Raw genomic sequence first — 15,615 nt, forward strand, 5'->3', positions numbered from 1 at the left:
TGCCCGATGACGCACCGTTAGGGGCACCGGGGTGTCGCCGATGTTCACCGTCTTCTCACGCAACAGTGGCCACAGTGGTTCCACATCACCGTCGCGGAGGGTTACGTTCGAGCGGACTCGGGCAGTGTGGCCCCGGTCACGACGGGTGGGGGGCTCATGGGGCAGGGCGACTACACGCTGGGCATCGACATCGGGGACCAGACGGTCGTGGCGGCCGTCCGGGCCCAGGACGGCGCGGCCCGGCTCCTGTGGCCGGCCGGACAGGTCGTGCCCCCCGGCGCCGTCGGTCCGGACGACACCGACGTCCGCCCGCAGGCCGCCGTGGCCGAGCGCACCGCGCCCCTCGTACCGGTCGGCCACCCGCTGCGGCGGGTGGGCGGCCCCGCGCCGATGGTCGTCGACGGCCGGCCGGTCGACCCGGCCGACGTGGTGGCCGCCCTCGTCGCGCAGGTGGTCGAGCAGGCCACCCCGGCCGACGGGTCGGCGGCGGCGCGCACCGTGCTCACCGTGCCGCCCAGCTGGGCCGGGCACCGCCGCGACCTGCTGGACTCGGCGGTCCGGGCCGCCGGCCTGCAGCAGCTCTCCCTGGAGTCGAGCGCGGTCGCCATCGCCCGGCACCACCGCGACGCCGTCCCGGAGGGCGCCCCGGTCGTCGTCGTCGACGTCGGGGCGAGCACCGTCGACACCGCCGTCGTCCGGACGACGGCCGACGGGGACGTCGAGACCCTGGCGGTCCCGCCGCTCCCCCTGGCCTGGGGTGGTCGCGACCTGGACGACGCGGTCGTCGAGCTGGTCGACGACTGCCTGGCGACCGAGGAGGGCGTGACCGCCACCCCCGCGGAGATCCGGGCGGCGTGCGTGGCCGCGAAGGAGGCCCTGTCCACCGACAGCGTCGCCGGCGTGGAGCTCACCGGCGCCGACGGCCCGATCTCGCTGCGCCTGGTCCGTGAGGACCTCGAGGAGCTCGTCACCGAGCCGCTGCAGGCCCTGGTCGCCGCGGTCCGGAGCGCGGTCTCCGACGCCGGGCTGGAGGTCGCCGACGTGGCCGCCGTCGTGCTGGCCGGCGGCACCGCGGCGGTCCCCCTGGTGGCCGAGACGCTCTCCGGCGCCCTCGACCGGCCGGTCGTGGTCGCCGCCGAGCCCGCCGGCACCGCCGCCCTGGGGGCCGCCGAGCTCGCCCGGGACCAGTTCCTCGCCGCACCGCCGGCGACCGCGGCACCGGAGGAGGACGCGACCGACGAGGTCGCCGCGGACGGCGACGAGCCGGGCGCCCTCGCCGCCGTGCCGGTCACCCGGCCGGGCCGGCGTCGCACCGCCCGCCCCCCGGTGGCGGCCGGTCCGCGGGCCGGAGCCCGCCCGGGGACGCCTCCCGCGGGTGGCCGACCACCCGCCCGGTCCGGCGACCGTCCCCCGGTCCCGGCCCCCGACCCCCAGGGCAGGCGGCACGCCGCCCGCGTGGGCGTGGTGCTGTCCGCGTTCGTCGCGATCGTGGTGGGCGTGGCAGCGGCCGTCTCCGCGGGCTGGACCGGCGGCTCCGGCGAGGAGGCCGTCGCTGCTCCCGCCTCCTCCGAGTCGGGCGATGCGACCAGGGAGGCCGACGAGGACGGCGGGGGGAACCCGCGCAGCGGCCTCTCCCCGGCCGCCGCCGGCCGCGCGGAGACCCGGGGCGCAGCCGCCCGCGACCAGGACGACGACCCGACCGGCAGCACGGCGGGGTCCCGATCCACCGCCCGCGACCGGGCGGCCACCAGCTCCTCGCGCAGCACACCGAGCAGCAGCAGCGCGGCGACCACCTCGGCCGGCAGCGACGAGGACCCGACAGCGCCCCCGTCCACCACCGCCGGCGGCTCGCCCAGCGGGAGCGCCACCGGCACGGCCACGCCGGGCACCCCGTCGCGGACCGGCGGCACGGCCGGGCAGTCGAGCCAGCCCCCCACGGGTACGCCGACGACCCCGCCGCCCGGCACCAGCACGCCGCCCCCGGTGGTCGAGCCGACGCCGACCCCCACCCCGCCGCCCCCGGTCGAGACGCCGGCCCCGACCCCGCCCCCCACCGAGACGGAGACCCCGGCCCCGGTGAGCGAGGAGCCACCGGCCAGCCAGGAGCCGCCGGCCACCGAGGAACCGGCAGCGACAGGGGCACCGGAGGCCACCGGCACCGAGGTGCCGGAGCAGGCATGACGATCGCGCTGAGCTCGCCCGACCAGACCGCCACGCACTGGGCCCGGTCGCTGCGGGTGGTCGCCGGCCGGCTGGTCAACGGCGACGACGGCGCGGGCCGCGCCGTCCCCTCGGTCGCGGTACAGGGGCCGGGCGGCACCGGCAAGACCCTGCTGCTGGCCGAGCTCGCCGCCGCCTACCGGGCAGCGGGGGTGCCGGTGGTCGACGCCGACGCGGCCCCCACCGCCACCGCCCTGGGCGAGGCCGACCGGGGGAACGTGGCCAGCGAGGTGGCGGTCGTCGTCGACGACGGCCAGCGGCTGACGGCGCAGACCTGCCGGCGGCTGGAGGAGCTGGTCGTGTCCCGCCGGGCCCGGGTGACGCTGGCCTACCGCCCGTGGCCGCACCTGCCCGAGCTGACCTCGCTGATCGAGGCGATGGGCGATGACCGGCACCTGGTGGTGCTCGGTCACCTGGAGCACGACGAGGTCGAGCGGTGGGCGACCGCCGAGCTCGGGCCCGCGGCCACCCAGGACGTCGTGGAGTTCGTCGTCCACCAGACCGGCGGGCTGCCCGCCCTCGTCGACCACCTGCTGCGGTCGCTGGCCGCGACCTGCCGCGGGGGCCGGCCCGCCGTCCGGGCCGTCCCGCCGGACGTCGTCGACCGGGTCCGGGCCGACCTGCACGCCCTCGACGAGGCCGACCGGGCGCTGCTGCACGCACTGGCCGCCGGCACCCCGCTGGACGCCGAGGTGCTCGCCGACGTGCTGGAGCTGCCGGTCCGGCGGTCCGGGGACCTGGTGGCCCGGGCACGGGGTGGTGGTCTGCTGCTGGCGGAGGGCGCGGTCGTCCCGCTGGTGCACCAGGTGCTGCTGGACGTCACCCCCGCCGACATCACCCGGCAGACCCGGCGCCGGCTGCTGCGCGTGCTGCTCGACCGCGGGGAGGAGCCGCTGGCCGTCGCCCGGTCGCTGGCCGCCGACCGGGTGCGGGACCCGCGCGCCGCCCAGGTGCTGGAGGAGCAGGGCCGGGCCGTGCTGGCCACGGACCCGGAGCTGGCCGGCACGCTGCTGGCCGAGGCGGCCGCCGCCGGCGCCCCGCCCGCCCGGCTCGCGGCCCGCCGGGCCACCGCCGCCGCCCTGGTCGGCGACCTGGACGGGGCGCTGCAGTGGGCGGACCGGGCGCTGGAGGACGAGGCCGCCCCCGACCGTGGCCGGGCGGCCAGCGTCGCCGCCGCGGTGCTCGCCCGCCGCGGGATGCTCGGGCGCAGCGCCGAGCTGTGCCGGCTGGCGGGCCCGGCACACGCCGGGTCCACCGCCCTGGCGCTGGTCGCGCTCGGCGCGGTGTCCGACGCCACGGCCTGCCTCGCCACCGCCGACGGCCCGGGCGACCACCGCGCGGCCACGATGGTGGCCGGTGCGCAGCGGCTGATGGCCCAGGGGGTGCTGCAGTCGGTCCGTCCGGGCGCCACCGCGGCCGACGTCGCCGAGGCGCTGTCCACCCTGACCCGCGCGGCGACCCTGCTGGAGCCGGTCGGGCGGGGCGTGCTGCTGCTGGACAGCCCGGCGGCGCTGGCGGCACTGCTCGCGCTGCACAGCGGTGAGCTGACCGTGGCCGAGTCGGTGCTGGACCGGGCGCTGGAGTCCGACGTCGGGGGGCCGCCGTGCCGGCCCCGGCACCTGCTGCTGCGGGCGTGGACGGCGATGCTCCGCAGCGGCAGCACGAGCGCCCGTGCGCTGGCGGCCCGGGCCGTCGAGGAGGCGCCCCGCGGCCTGGAACCGCGGGACGAGCTGTTCCTGCGCGCCCTGGAAGTGGGCCTGGCCCGCCGCGCCAGCGACGCCCCGGCGCTGACCACCGCCTGGGAGCGGGCCCGCCAGGTGGCCCTGCGGCACCCGATGGACCTGTTCACCCTGCTCCCGCTGGGCGAGCTGCTGGTGGCCGGCGCCCGGCTCGCCGAGGCCGACCGACTGGCCCCCCACCTGTCCCAGGCCGAGGCGCTGCTCGCCCGGCTGGACCAGCCCCCGGTGTGGTCGGCCCCGCTGCACTGGAGCGGGGTGCAGGCCGCGATCCTGGTCGACGACCCGGCCGGCCTGGAGCCGCACGCCACCGCCCTGGTCGCCGCGGCCCGCACGAACCACTACGCCGCGACCGTCGCCACCGCGGGGCGCTGCTGGCTGCGGCTGCTCGGCGGCCAGGTCGACGCGGCCGCGGTGGTCGCCGCGGCGACCGGGTTGGCCGGGGTCGGGCTGGCCTGGGACGGTTCCCGGCTGGCCGGGCAGGCCGCGGCCCGGGCAGTGGACTCCCGGGACCGGCTGGACCTGCTGCACTGCGCCCGCGACCTCGCCGCCGGGGACGAACCCGCGCCCGCGCCCACGGCCCGGCCGGCGACCGAGCCCGGCGCCCCCGGCCCGGCGACCGCACCGACCGGCCACCCCACGCTCAGCCAGCGGGAACGCGACGTCGCCGAACTGGTCGTCGCCGGGCAGACCTACCGGGAGATCGGCGGGCAGCTGTACATCTCCCCCAAGACCGTGGAGCACCACGTCTCCCGGATGCGGCAGCGGCTGGGGGCGAGCACCCGCTCGGACCTGCTGGCCCGGCTGCGCGCGGAGCTGGCCCAGCACGCCTGACCGGCACTCCGGGGTGGCCGCTCGCGCGGGCGTCGGCATGATGGGCGGGCGGGTCCGCGTCTGTCTCGCCGGCAACGGAGCTCGGCGGTGCGCGGGTCCTGGCGAGGAGACGATTCCGATGATCGACGTCCCTGACCGGGTGGGTGTGATCGGTGGCGGCCGGATGGGCGCCGGCATCGCGCAGGCGTTCCTCGCCGCCGGGGCCCGGGTCGAGGTCGTGGAGGCCGGCGACGAGGCCGCCGAGGCAGCCCGCGACCGGGTGGCGGCCGGGCTCGAGGAGGCGGCCCGGCGCGGCAAGCTCACCGGCGACGTGGCCGACGTGCTGGCACGGCTGACCCTCGTGGACTCCCCGGCCGAGCTGTCCGGCCACACCGGACTGGTGGTGGAGGCGGTGCCGGAGCGGGCCGACCTCAAGGTCGCCGTGCTCACTGCCGCGGAGGCGGCACTGGGGCCGGACGCGGTGCTGGCCACCAACACCTCCTCGCTGTCGGTGACCGAGCTGGCCGCGGCGCTCCAGCGGCCGGCCCGCTTCCTCGGGATGCACTTCTTCAACCCGGTGCCGGCCTCCAAGCTGGTCGAGGTCGTCGTGGCCCCGGACACCGGTGAGGACGTCGTCGCGGCGGCCCGTGGCTGGGTGCGCTCGCTCGGCAAGGCCGACGTGGTGGTGCGGGACTCCCCGGGTTTCGCCTCGTCCCGGCTGGGCGTGCTGCTCGGGCTGGAGGCGATCCGGATGCTCGAGGAGGGCGTCGCGGACGCCGAGGCGATCGACGCGGCCATGGAGCTGGGGTACCGGCACCCGATGGGGCCGCTGCGCTCGACCGACCTGGTCGGCCTGGACGTGCGGCTGGCGATCGCCGAGTACCTGGCGAGCACGCTGGGCGAGCGGTTCACCCCGCCCCAGCTGCTGCGTGACAAGGTGGCCGCCGGTGAGCTGGGCCGCAAGACCGGCCGCGGCTTCCACGCCTACGACGCAGACTGAGAGGACGACGATGTCCCAGCCCGACCAGCCCACCGTCACCCGGACCGACGCCGACGGCGTGGCCACCCTGACCCTGCAGCGCTCGGCGCTGTCCCACCGGCTGCGCACCGAGCTGCTGGCAGTGGTGCGCGAGGTCTCCGCCGACGAGTCGGTGCGCGCCGTGCTGCTCACCGGCACCGGCCGGGCCTTCTGCGTGGGTCAGGACCTGGCCGAGCACGTCGAGGAGCTGCGGTCACCGGCCGGCCGCGGGCAGGGGGCGCTGTCGGTCGTGGAGGCCGAGTACAACCCGCTGGTGCTGGCCCTGGCCGCCCTGCCGGTGCCCCTGGTGGTCGGGGTCAACGGCGCCTGCGCCGGAGCCGGGATGGGCATCGCGCTCGCCGGTGACCTGCGGGTGGCGGCCGCCGGCGCGAAGTTCACCACCGCCTTCGCGGGGGTCGGCCTGTCCAGCGACTCGGGGCTGGCCTCCCGGCTGGTGCACTGCGTGGGCGGGTCGCGGGCCGCTCAGCTGCTGCTGCTGCCCGAGCCGTTCCCGGCGGAGACCGCCGAGCAGTGGGGTCTGGTGCACCGGGTCGTGCCGGCGGAGCAGGTGCTCGCCGAGGCGACGGCCCTCGCGGTCCGGCTCGCCGCCGGGCCGACCGCTGCCCTCCGGGCGATCAAGCGGGTGCTGGCGACGGCAGCCACCGACTCACTGGAGGAGACGCTGGCCCTGGAGGCGCGCCTGCAGACCGGCCTCGGGGCGACCGCGGACCACCGGGAGGCCGTGGAGGCGTTCCTGGCCAAGCGGCCGCCGGTGTTCACCGGCCGCTGAGCCACCGTTCCACGTGGAACGGTGCGCGGTCCCCGCCCGGCCTGGGCGACGTGGGGCGGTGGCGGTCAGCGCGCCTGGACGGTGCAGGCCGGGCAGGCGTCCAGCGCGCGCACCGGCCAGTTCTCCTCGGTGGTCACCCGGGCCAGGGTGCCGCAGACGGTCAGCTCGCACGCCCCGTCCAGGTCCGCCGGCGCCCGGTGCACCTCGACGGCGTGCCAGAGCGCGGTGGTCGGCCCGTGCGCACGGCTGCGGGCGGCGGCGAACGTGAGCGTCTGCGTGGTCACCCAGCAGTTGTCGGCAGCGCCGGCCGATCTGGACAGCCCCGGCTCACCCCATCGGGTGACCGACCCCCGTCGGCGCGTTTCACGGCCGGCGTGGCAGCGTGCAGCAGCGACGTCCCACCGCCCCTGAGGAGGCCCTGGTGCAGCTCACCAAGCACGGACACGCCTGTGTCGTCCTGTCCGAGGGCGACCGCCGCCTGGTCGTCGACCCCGGCGCGTTCACCGCGGACGACGCCTGGGCCGGCGCCTCGGCGCTGCTGGTCACCCACGAGCACGCCGACCACTTCGTCGCCGACCGGGTGCGCGCCGCGCTGGACGCCGACCCGGCGCTGGAGCTGTGGACCAACTCCTCCGTCGCCGCCCAGCTGGCCGGGCTGGGCAGCCGGGTGCACGTGGTCGGCGCCGGGGACGCCTTCACCGCCGCCGGCTTCGAGGTGACCGTGCACGGCGAGTGGCACGAGGTGATCCACCCGGAGATCCCGCGGGTGCGCAACGTCGGCTTCCTCGTCGAGGGGGAGGTGTTCCACCCCGGCGATGCGCTGACCGTGCCGGAGGTGCCCGTTCCCACCCTCCTGCTGCCGGCGCACGCGCCGTGGTCCAAGACGGCCGAGCTGATCGACTACCTGCGCCAGGTGCGGGCCGAGCGCGCCCTGGCCGTGCACGACGGGCTGCTCAACGACACCGGCCTGGGGCTGCTCGCCGGGCTGTTCGGCGAACGCGGCCCCGGTCAGCCGACCCCCTACGCGCGCCTGGCCCCGGGCGAGTCCATCGACGTCTGAGACCGTGCACCGCCGGCGAGCCGGTCGTCGAGCTCGGCCAGCCGGGCGGCGTAGCTGCGGCGGCGGTCCTGCTCGGTCACCAGCGCCCGCTCGGCGGTGACACGGTCGGTCACGTCGGTCTGGATCCCGATGTACTGGACGACGGTGCCCGGCGCGTCGGCCACCGGGGTCAGGTGGCACTCGTTCCCTCCGGCCCCGCGGGCGAGCGCCTCGTAGGCGACCACCCGCCCGCTGTCCAGCTCGACGATCGGCTGGAAGAGGCTGGTGACGGCGCGGTCGGCGACCACCGTGCGGACGCCGGTCGGTGGTGCTGGCTGCAACTGCTCCACGTCGTCCCCCATCGGAGCCGGACATCGCCCCCGGAGTCTGACAGCATCGACCTGCTCCCAACGGGTGAGCTGACCGGCGGCCCGCCGGCCACACCGACGGCGACACAGGGGGCGAGGCGACGGTGACCACTGCCTACGAGCTGCCCACCTGGGCCGCCCTCCCGGCGCGCGCCGACGAGGGCTTCGACCAGCTGGCCCGGACCGTGGCGGACCGGCTGCGGGTGCCCCGCGCGCTCGTCGTGCTGGTCTCCAAGGGCGGCCAGGTGTTCCCGGGTGCCCACGGGGTCGCCGAGCCGTGGGCCACCCGGCGGTCGATGCCGCTGAGCAACTCGATGAGCCAGCGGGTCGCGGCGACCGGCAGCCCGCTGGTGCTCCGGGACGCCCGGCAGGACCCCGAGTTCGGCGACGGCCCGGCGGTCCGCGAGCTGGGGGTCATCGCCTACGCGGGGATGCCGCTGTGGGACGTGCGCGGGCGGCCCACCGGCGTGTTGTGCGCGTTGGACACCGCCCCCCGGGACTGGACGGGGCCGGAGCTCGCGGTGCTGCGCGGGCTGGCCGACGAGGGCTCCCGGCAGCTGCAGGTGCGGGCCGTCGAGCTGGCCGAGCGCGAGGCGCGGGCCGCCGCCCTGCGGGACGCCGCAGCTGCCCGGGTGGCCGCTGACAGCGCCCGGGCCGCGTTCGTCGAGGCGGAGGCGGAGGCCGACCGCACCCGGCTGGTGGCCCGGCTCGGCGAGGCCCTGCTGACGGTGGAGACCGTGTCCGAGCTGCTGCGCTGCGTCGACCGCGACCTCCGCTCCCCGCTGGGCGCCACCGCGGCGCTGCTGGGGACCGCCGACGGCGACTGCCCGGACGTACGGGTCTGGGCCGTCACCCCGGGCAGCCCGCCGTCACCGGTGCAGGTCGCCGTCCACCAGCTCTCCGACCCACACCCGCTCACCGTCGCGATGCGCGAGCGGCGGCTCGTGCCGGTCGGCACGCCGGAGGAGGGGTCCTCCTTGTCGGGGCTGCCGGCCGGCACCGAGACGGCGCTGGCGGTGCCGCTGCTGCTCGGGCAGCAGTCGTCGGAGGCGGGTCTGCTGGTGGCCTGGGCCCAGCGCCGTGAGCTCGACCCGGCGCTGCTGGCCGTCGCCGGCGACCTGGGCCGGCACGTCGGGCACGCGCTGGACCGGGTGCTGCTGCGTCAGCAGCGGCTCCGGCTGGGCGCCGTGCCGCCGGCGCGCGACTCCGCCTGACCCGGCCGGGCCGGTCAGCTCGGGTCGGCGGGCCCCGGGCCGTGCGGCTCGGCGGAGAACATGGTCACCAGGTCCATGCCGCCCCACTCCCGCAGGTCCTGGCCGCTGGCCGCCCACTCGGGGGAGGCGAAGGCGGCCCGCATCGCCTCGTCCGACTCGAAGACCAGCTCGGCCAGCAGGTGGTAGGCGGGCTTGCCCACGATCTGCCGGCGCACCCGGTGGACCCGGTTCTCCACCAGCCCGGGGGTCTTCTCGACCAGCGGCACGTGGGAGCCGAAGTACTTCTCCTCGAAGTCGGCCGGGTCGTCGGGGGTCTGGTAGAGCGCGAAGAAGCTGACCGTCATGGGCGGCTGACTACCCGGTGGCCCGGACCGCACCCCTGCCGGTCAGCGACCGCCGACGGAGACCTCGAACTCGACCTGGCTGACGTCGGGGCGCAGCCGGGAGAAGGAGTGCACCAGCGGGTGGCCGGAGGTGTCCCGGACGGTGGTGCGGACGACCAGCAGCGGCGAGCCCACGATCACGTCGAGGACGTCGGCCTCGTCGCTGGCCGCGGTGCCGACGTCGACGACGAGCCGGGCGTGCGCCAGATCGGCGTGGTACTCCCGGCGCAGGAACTCGTACAGCGACCCGTGGCCGAAGTCCTCGGTGGCGGCCTTGGGGTACCGGTCGGCCGCCAGGAAGCTGCGCACCACGTGGTTGGGCAGCCCGTCGACGCTGCGCAGCCGGACCAGCTCCACGACGTCCTCGGCGGTGCCGATCGACAGCTCGGCGGCGATCGCCGGGGCGGCCGGCACCACCCGCTGGCCCAGCACCGTGGTGCCGACCTGCGCGCCCTGCTCGGTCATCACCGAGTGGAACCCGGCGATCCGGTGGACGAAGCTCTCCCGGTACTCGTGCCGGATGCCCGGCCGGCTCACGAAGGTGCCCCGGCCCTGCTCACGGACGAGGTGCCCGTCGGCGACCAGCCCGTCCACCGCGCGGCGCAGGGTGATCCGGCTGACGCCGTACTCGGCGCACAGCACCGGCTCGGGAGGGAGGAGGGTGTGCTCGGGCAGCGCGGACGCCCGGCGGCGGAGCGCCTCGCGTACGGCGAGGTACTTGGGCCCCGCCTCCGAACTCGCCACGCCCAGAAAGGTACTGCACCAGGAGACGTCTAGACGTCATGACGTACGGTTCAGCTGCCCGACCCCTCGTCCGGAGGAGAGCCAGTGCACATCGGAGTGCTGACCGGCGGTGGCGACTGCCCCGGCCTGAACGCCGTTCTGAGGTCCGTCGTCCGCACCGCCGAGAAGGAGTACGGCAGCACCGTCGTCGGGTTCCGCAACGGCTGGCGCGGCCTGCTCGAGGACGACGCCATGGTCCTGGACCGGCCGCTCGTCCACAACCTCCTCACCCGCGGGGGCACCATCCTCGGCTCGGCCCGGGTGGCACCGCAGAAGATCCGCGACGGTCTGGGCCGGATGCGCGAGGTGCTCGACGCCCACGGGGTCGACGTGCTGGTGCCGATCGGCGGCGAGGGGACGCTCACCGCCGCCGCGTGGCTGGCCTCCGAGGGGGTCCCGGTCGTCGGCGTGCCCAAGACGATCGACAACGACATCCACGGCACCGACCTGACCTTCGGCTTCGACACCGCGGTCAGCATCGCCACCGACCTGATCGACCGGCTGCACACCACCGCCGAGTCGCACCAGCGGGTGCTGCTGGTCGAGGTCATGGGGCGGCACGCCGGCTGGATCGCGCTGAACGCCGGCCTGGCCTCCGGGGCGCACCTCACGATCACCCCCGAGCAGCCCTTCGACATCGAGGAGGTCTGCGAGCTGGTGACCGCCCGGTTCGACCGCGGCCACCGGCACGTCATCGGCGTGATCAGCGAGGGCGCCACCCCGAAGCCCGGCACCATGCCGCTGCGCGACGGCGGCCTCGACGAGTTCGGCCACCGCCGGTTCACCGGCGTCGCCCAGCAGCTGGGCGAGGAGCTGGAGCGGCGCACCGGCAAGGAGGTCCGGACGACGGTGCTCGGTCACGTGCAGCGGGGTGGCACCCCGACCTCGTTCGACCGGGTGCTGGCCACCCGCTTCGGGCTGCACGCCACCATCGCCGCCCACGAGGGTCACATCGGCAACATGGTCGCGCTGCACGGCACCGAGATCGGGCTGGTGCCGCTGGCCGAGGCCGTCGCCGAGCTCAAGACGGTGCCCCCGTCCCGGCTGGCCGAGACGAAGGCGTTCACCGGCTGACGGTCGACCTCACCACCGCCACCGCCACCCGAGGACGCAGGCGGCGTCCGGGACCACGGCGAGTGACGTCTGGCCGCCGACCAGCTGCACCGGGTGCTCCTCGGCCGGCTCGGTGGCGTCCACCCCGTCCCACCGCGCCCGCAGCACCGCACCGGGCACGGCCGCGGGGTCGAACCGGACGGTGAGCGCCAGGTGCCGGACACCGGCGGAGACCCCCCGCCGGAACTCCGGGGCCGGTGGCTCGGGGTAGGCGAAAGAGGTCCGGTACTCCAGGTGGGTCGTCTGGCCGGGCAGCAGCACCTCGTCCAGCAGGATCTCCACCACGCACAACGGCGTCCCGGCCACCCGGAACGCCGTGACCGGCGTCCCACCGGTCACCACGGACACCGCCGCGTGGTCGGTGTCGAAGACGTAGTGGTGCCGGTCGGTCGCCTCCACCGCCTCCAGCAGCTGCCGGGTGACGTGCAGCCGGGGTGAGCGGTCGGCGCCGACCTCGTGGTGCTCGGCGACCTGGAGCGTGCGCACGGTGCGCCGCGGCATCGGACGCTCCCCGTCGAGGGCACTGGCCACCACCAGGCGGCCGCCCACCGGGTGGCCGCGGCGCAGCGCCCGCAGCTCCTCGGCGTGCTCGTCGGCCATCTCGAAGGCGGCGACGAACAGCTCCAGCGTGCGGTCGGAGAGCCGGTCACCGTTCAGCGCCCGCCCGACGCGGTTCTCCAGACTGCGCGGCCGGTGCTCCCAGCCCACCTCACCGGTCTCGACGAGGTGGGCGGCCAGCACCGCGGCCACCGCAGCCCGCGGCAGCGCCCCGCGCCGCACGCTGCTGTACCGCTGCCAGCGACGGCGGTACCGCGGTTCGCCCAGCAGCTCGGTCAGCCGCTCCCCGGCCCACCGCACACCGACCGTCCGGTCGCCGACCTCCCCTGACATGGCCCCGCCCCCCGCACGGCCACGTCGTGGCCACATCAGGCAGGTACCAACCTCTCGCCGCGGTCGCGAGGCGCGGGGGACCTCGCGGGCGCGGCACCCGGCCTGTCGCCACGCACCAGAGTGGGCCGGGCACCGCCCTGACCCCGCAGTGCCCGGCCCCCGCTCACCACCCCAGCGCCGGTCCGCGCCTCAGGACGGCGGCTCAGGACAGCGGCTCAGGACGGCGGCCGCACCGGATCGCCGGGCTGCAGCTCGATCACCGTGACCTCCGGACGGGCACCGACCCGCATCGGCGGCCCCCAGTACCCGGCGCCGGCGGTCACGTACAGCTGGGTGTCGCCCTGGGTCGACCAGCCCTCGACCGCCGGCTGGTCCAGCAGCACCGCGTAGTCGAAGGGCCACAGCTGCCCGCCGTGGGTGTGCCCGGACAGCTGCAGACCGACCCCCGCCGCCCGCGCCTGCTCCACCATCACCGGCTGGTGGGCCAGCAGGACCAGCGGCGTGGCGTCGTCCCGGCCGTCGAGCGCGGCGTCCAGGTCGGCCCCGTGACCGGGGACGCCGGAGTCGGCCGCGACCCGGTCGTCGATGCCGGCCAGGTCGAACGTGGCCCCGGCCCGGCCGATCGCCACCCGCTCGTTGCGCAGCACGTCCACCCCGAGCGTGGGCAGGTGCCGCATCCACGCCTGGGTGTCCACGAAGTACTCGTGGTTGCCGGTCACGAAGAACACGCCCTGCTCGCTGACCAGGTCGGCCAGCGGGGCCACGTCCTCGCGCAGCTCGTCGACGTCGCCGTCGACCAGGTCGCCGACGATCGCCACGACGTCCGGGCGCTGGGCGTTCACCGTCTCCACCACCCGCTCGAAGCGCCGCCCGCCGTAGGTCGCCGACAGGTGGCCGTCGGAGAAGGTGACGATCCGCAGCCCGGCCAGCGCGGGGTCCAGCCCGGGGAGGTGGATCGGGACGCGGCGGACGACGGGGGCGGAGTTGGCGAGCACGACGCCGGTGCCCGCGGTGCCCACGGCCACCGCGCCCGCCCCGACGGCCAGCGTCCGGGCCAGGAACAGCCGCCGGGAGACCGAGCGCTCCCGGTCGGCGTCCACAGCTGCGACGTCGCCGTCCGGATCGGGGCGGTCCGCGTCGTCCCGGGCGTCCAGGACGGCGGCGTCGGCCCCGCCCGCGGTCTCCGCCGGACGGCGCCGGCGCCGCGCCAGCGCGGCGACCAGCCGGATCGGCTCGGTCGCCAGCACCGCCAGGAACAGGTAGAACACCACGCCGAGCCAGGTGTAGCCCACCCAGTCCAGCGGGGTGGCCACCGCCGGCGGCACCTCCCCGCGCAGCACCACAGCCACGGTCGGCAGCAAGGCCAGGAGGACCGTCAGCACGGTCAGCCGGCGCCGCACCCGACCCGGCCGGGTGGTGCCGCGGACCAGCCGCCACCACACGTAGCCGTGCAGCAGCAGCATGGCCAGCAGGACGACGGCACCGAACCCGAGCACGGCGATCAGGGACAGGGGGTGCTCCTCGGCAGCTGGTGGCGGAGGTCAGACGCTATGCCGTCGCCGCCTTCAGCACCGGGCGCAGCCCCGGCCAGCGCAGCCAGAACTCCCGCTCGGCCTGGTCCGAGCGGGCCTCCTCCAGAGCGTGCAGCCGCCCCCAGGTCCAGGCGTTCTCCCCCGCGGCGGCGGCCTGCAGGCCCATCTCGCGGCACAGCGGCCGGGTGACGAAGGTGTCCTGCCGGTCGCCCAGCACGGTCTGCACGCCCTTGAGCGCGCTCACCAGCTCCGCGACCGGGCGGCCGAGCACCGGCACGGCCGCGTCGGCGGTGTACCGCAGCCGCTTGGCGGCCTTGCGGACGTCGTGCAGCGCCTCCGGGTCGTCGGAGTCCTGGGCCGCCTCCACACTGCGCCGCAGCCGGCGGGCGGTGCGGGCCAGCACCTCCCGCAGCACCTCGTCGGCGGGCCGGGCGGCGTCCTCGGTCAGCGGCGGCTCGGCGACCAGCCCCTCGAGGTCGTCCCGCAGCTGCAGGTAGGCCGGGCTGCTCAGCACCTTGCGGGCGCCGGCGTCGCCGGCCTGCTCGTCCTTGATCGCCGCCTGCTGCAGACGGGCGGCCACCGGGCCGATCACCAGCTCCGGCGGCTGCTCGTCGACCAGTGCACGCAGGTGGGCCAGGGCCACCTCGGCGTCCCGGGCCGGCGAGAGCGCCGAGCCGACCTCGGCCAGCTCCTGGCGCAACGGGTCGGTCTGCGTGCGGTCGAGCACCGGGCGGAAGGCGGCCAGCGTGCTGCGCAGCCGGCGGCAGGCGACCCGCACCTGGTGCACGCCGTCGGGCTGCCCGGTGCGCACCATCAGGTCGGCGTCCTGCAGCGCCTGCACCTGCAGGTCCAGCGCGGCCCGGACGACCTCGCCGGCGGGTGCCGAGGAGGTGCGCCCGCGCTCCCCCTTCTGCTTCTTGCCCTTGTCCTTCTTGCCCTTCTTCGCCTTCTTCCCGGTGGCCGGCTCGGCGGCCGGGAAGGCGGTCGACGGGCCGGTCAGTGCGCCCAGCCGGTCGGCCAGCACCCGGCCGAGCTTCGACGCGGCCGTCGCCGGCCGGGCACCGGCGTCCAGCAGTCGCTCGGCCACGGAGGCGAGCAGCTCCTCGTCGCCGTCGACCAGCTCGACCTCGACCTCCCGCCACGTGGTGACGACCGCGGCGTCGCCGGGCTCGGCGGGCAGCGCCGTCCCCGTCACGTGGTCGTCGGCGACCTCGGCCAGCACCCGGCCCTCGGCGTCCACCAGCTCGGTGACCAGGCGACGGGTGCGCAGCGACGCCACCTGGGTCGCGGGTGCGCGCCGCACGATGCCCAGCACCGGCTCCAGCACGGCCTTGGGCGGGGTCTTCGCGGCCCGGCCGGCGGGCGAGTGCAGCTCGCGGCGGCTGCCGGCGACGGCCGGCAGCTTCACGTGCCAGCCGGCGTCGGTGCCGCCGGTCCGGCGACGCAGGGTGACCCGGGCCCGGGCCAGCCGCAGGTCGGCGGTGTCGTAGTAGGCGGCCTCCAGGAGGTGCTCCACGGGTCCGCGGACCTCCGCCACCCCGGGCAGTCCGGTGAGCTCGGGCAGTCCGAACGCCTCCTCGACGTCGTACTTGCGCTCGATCTCCAGATGCTCGACAGCCACCAGCAGCAACTCCTCGTCCGCGCCGGCCGGCACCTTCTCGGCCGGCCCGCTGTGACCCTCCGTCCTACCCCACGCAGGTGAACGGCGCACCCGG

General features: G+C 76.8%; 14 protein-coding genes. 7 read left to right on the forward strand and 7 right to left on the reverse strand.

What is annotated here, in order from left to right; genetic code table 11:
* The first annotated feature begins 156 nt into the window (after positions 1–156).
* The 4 genes from HLA93_RS17265 (at position 157) to HLA93_RS17280 (ending at position 6,577) form a co-directional block, all read left to right on the forward strand.
* Positions 157–2,181, forward strand: a complete 2,025-nt coding sequence (locus tag HLA93_RS17265) for an Hsp70 family protein (protein WP_222195661.1) — start codon at positions 157–159, stop codon at positions 2,179–2,181.
* Entirely contained in the window at positions 2,178–4,790 is a 2,613-nt protein-coding gene (locus HLA93_RS17270) for a helix-turn-helix transcriptional regulator (protein ID WP_222195662.1), read from the forward strand. Before HLA93_RS17265 ends, HLA93_RS17270 begins: the two co-directional genes overlap by 4 nt.
* Before the next feature lie 118 nt (positions 4,791–4,908).
* Positions 4,909–5,769 carry a 3-hydroxyacyl-CoA dehydrogenase family protein gene (locus tag HLA93_RS17275; RefSeq protein WP_246626915.1) on the forward strand — a complete coding sequence of 287 codons (861 nt, stop codon included), beginning with the start codon at positions 4,909–4,911 and terminating at the stop codon, positions 5,767–5,769.
* Between the two features lie 10 nt (positions 5,770–5,779).
* Positions 5,780–6,577, forward strand: coding sequence for an enoyl-CoA hydratase-related protein (locus HLA93_RS17280; protein WP_222195663.1), 798 nt, complete (start codon positions 5,780–5,782; stop codon positions 6,575–6,577).
* 65 nt (positions 6,578–6,642) lie between these two features.
* Here the strand turns inward: HLA93_RS17280 and HLA93_RS17285 are convergent, their stop codons facing one another.
* Entirely contained in the window at positions 6,643–6,861 is a 219-nt protein-coding gene (locus HLA93_RS17285) for a hypothetical protein (RefSeq protein WP_222195664.1), read from the reverse strand.
* 98 nt (positions 6,862–6,959) lie between these two features.
* Between HLA93_RS17285 and HLA93_RS17290 the strand changes: the two genes are divergently transcribed.
* On the forward strand, positions 6,960–7,637 hold the full coding sequence (locus HLA93_RS17290) for an MBL fold metallo-hydrolase (RefSeq protein ID WP_308128202.1): 678 nt from the start codon (positions 6,960–6,962) through the stop codon (positions 7,635–7,637).
* Here HLA93_RS17290 and HLA93_RS17295 read toward each other — a convergent pair.
* On the reverse strand, positions 7,598–7,978 hold the full coding sequence (locus HLA93_RS17295; RefSeq protein ID WP_222195665.1) for a hypothetical protein: 381 nt from the start codon (positions 7,976–7,978) through the stop codon (positions 7,598–7,600). The genes HLA93_RS17290 and HLA93_RS17295 overlap by 40 nt on opposite strands.
* Positions 7,979–8,088: 110 nt before the next feature.
* Here HLA93_RS17295 and HLA93_RS17300 point away from each other — a divergent pair, with 110 nt between their 5' ends.
* Positions 8,089–9,198, forward strand: a complete 1,110-nt coding sequence (locus HLA93_RS17300) for a GAF domain-containing protein (protein WP_222195666.1) — start codon at positions 8,089–8,091, stop codon at positions 9,196–9,198.
* A 14-nt stretch (positions 9,199–9,212) separates the two neighbouring features.
* Here HLA93_RS17300 and HLA93_RS17305 read toward each other — a convergent pair whose 3' ends face one another.
* Both HLA93_RS17305 and HLA93_RS17310 read right to left on the reverse strand, forming a co-directional pair.
* Positions 9,213–9,542 (reverse strand): EthD family reductase, encoded by a 330-nt coding sequence (locus HLA93_RS17305; RefSeq protein WP_222195667.1) that lies wholly within the window; start codon positions 9,540–9,542, stop codon positions 9,213–9,215.
* A 42-nt stretch (positions 9,543–9,584) separates the two neighbouring features.
* The gene (locus tag HLA93_RS17310) at positions 9,585–10,325 is read right to left on the reverse strand and encodes a GntR family transcriptional regulator (protein ID WP_222195668.1); all 741 of its coding nucleotides are present in this window, start codon (positions 10,323–10,325) and stop codon (positions 9,585–9,587) included.
* An 84-nt stretch (positions 10,326–10,409) separates the two neighbouring features.
* Here HLA93_RS17310 and HLA93_RS17315 point away from each other — a divergent pair, with 84 nt between their 5' ends.
* Positions 10,410–11,438 carry an ATP-dependent 6-phosphofructokinase gene (locus HLA93_RS17315; protein WP_222195669.1) on the forward strand — a complete coding sequence of 343 codons (1,029 nt, stop codon included), beginning with the start codon at positions 10,410–10,412 and terminating at the stop codon, positions 11,436–11,438.
* A 9-nt stretch (positions 11,439–11,447) separates the two neighbouring features.
* Here HLA93_RS17315 and HLA93_RS17320 read toward each other — a convergent pair whose 3' ends face one another.
* The 3 genes from HLA93_RS17320 to HLA93_RS17330 all read right to left on the reverse strand — a co-directional run bounded on the left by HLA93_RS17320 (position 11,448) and on the right by HLA93_RS17330 (position 15,521).
* The gene (locus HLA93_RS17320) at positions 11,448–12,368 is read right to left on the reverse strand and encodes a hypothetical protein (RefSeq protein ID WP_222195670.1); all 921 of its coding nucleotides are present in this window, start codon (positions 12,366–12,368) and stop codon (positions 11,448–11,450) included.
* 215 nt (positions 12,369–12,583) lie between these two features.
* A complete protein-coding gene (locus HLA93_RS17325) occupies positions 12,584–13,864 on the reverse strand; it encodes a metallophosphoesterase (RefSeq protein ID WP_308128203.1) in 1,281 nt (426 codons plus the stop codon).
* Positions 13,865–13,916: 52 nt separating this feature from the next.
* Positions 13,917–15,521, reverse strand: a complete 1,605-nt coding sequence (locus HLA93_RS17330) for a CYTH and CHAD domain-containing protein (RefSeq protein WP_222195671.1) — start codon at positions 15,519–15,521, stop codon at positions 13,917–13,919.
* Positions 15,522–15,615: the final 94 nt, after the last annotated feature.

Origin of the sequence: Modestobacter italicus (assembly GCF_019799965.1) — a bacterium.
GTDB classification, from domain to species: Bacteria; Actinomycetota; Actinomycetes; order Mycobacteriales; family Geodermatophilaceae; genus Modestobacter; species Modestobacter italicus_A.

Bases quoted from the DNA above. Each gene is read 5' to 3' on its own strand.
- HLA93_RS17270 (WP_222195662.1), top strand. From the start codon at position 2,178: ATGACGATCGCGCTGAGCTCGCCCGACCAGACCGCCACGCACTGGGCC.
- HLA93_RS17295 (WP_222195665.1), bottom strand. From the start codon at position 7,978: ATGGGGGACGACGTGGAGCAGTTGCAGCCAGCACCACCGACCGGCGTC.
- HLA93_RS17305 (WP_222195667.1), bottom strand. From the start codon at position 9,542: ATGACGGTCAGCTTCTTCGCGCTCTACCAGACCCCCGACGACCCGGCC.
- HLA93_RS17280 (WP_222195663.1), top strand. From the start codon at position 5,780: ATGTCCCAGCCCGACCAGCCCACCGTCACCCGGACCGACGCCGACGGC.
- HLA93_RS17265 (WP_222195661.1), top strand. From the start codon at position 157: ATGGGGCAGGGCGACTACACGCTGGGCATCGACATCGGGGACCAGACG.
- HLA93_RS17275 (WP_246626915.1), top strand. From the start codon at position 4,909: ATGATCGACGTCCCTGACCGGGTGGGTGTGATCGGTGGCGGCCGGATG.
- HLA93_RS17320 (WP_222195670.1), bottom strand. From the start codon at position 12,368: ATGTCAGGGGAGGTCGGCGACCGGACGGTCGGTGTGCGGTGGGCCGGG.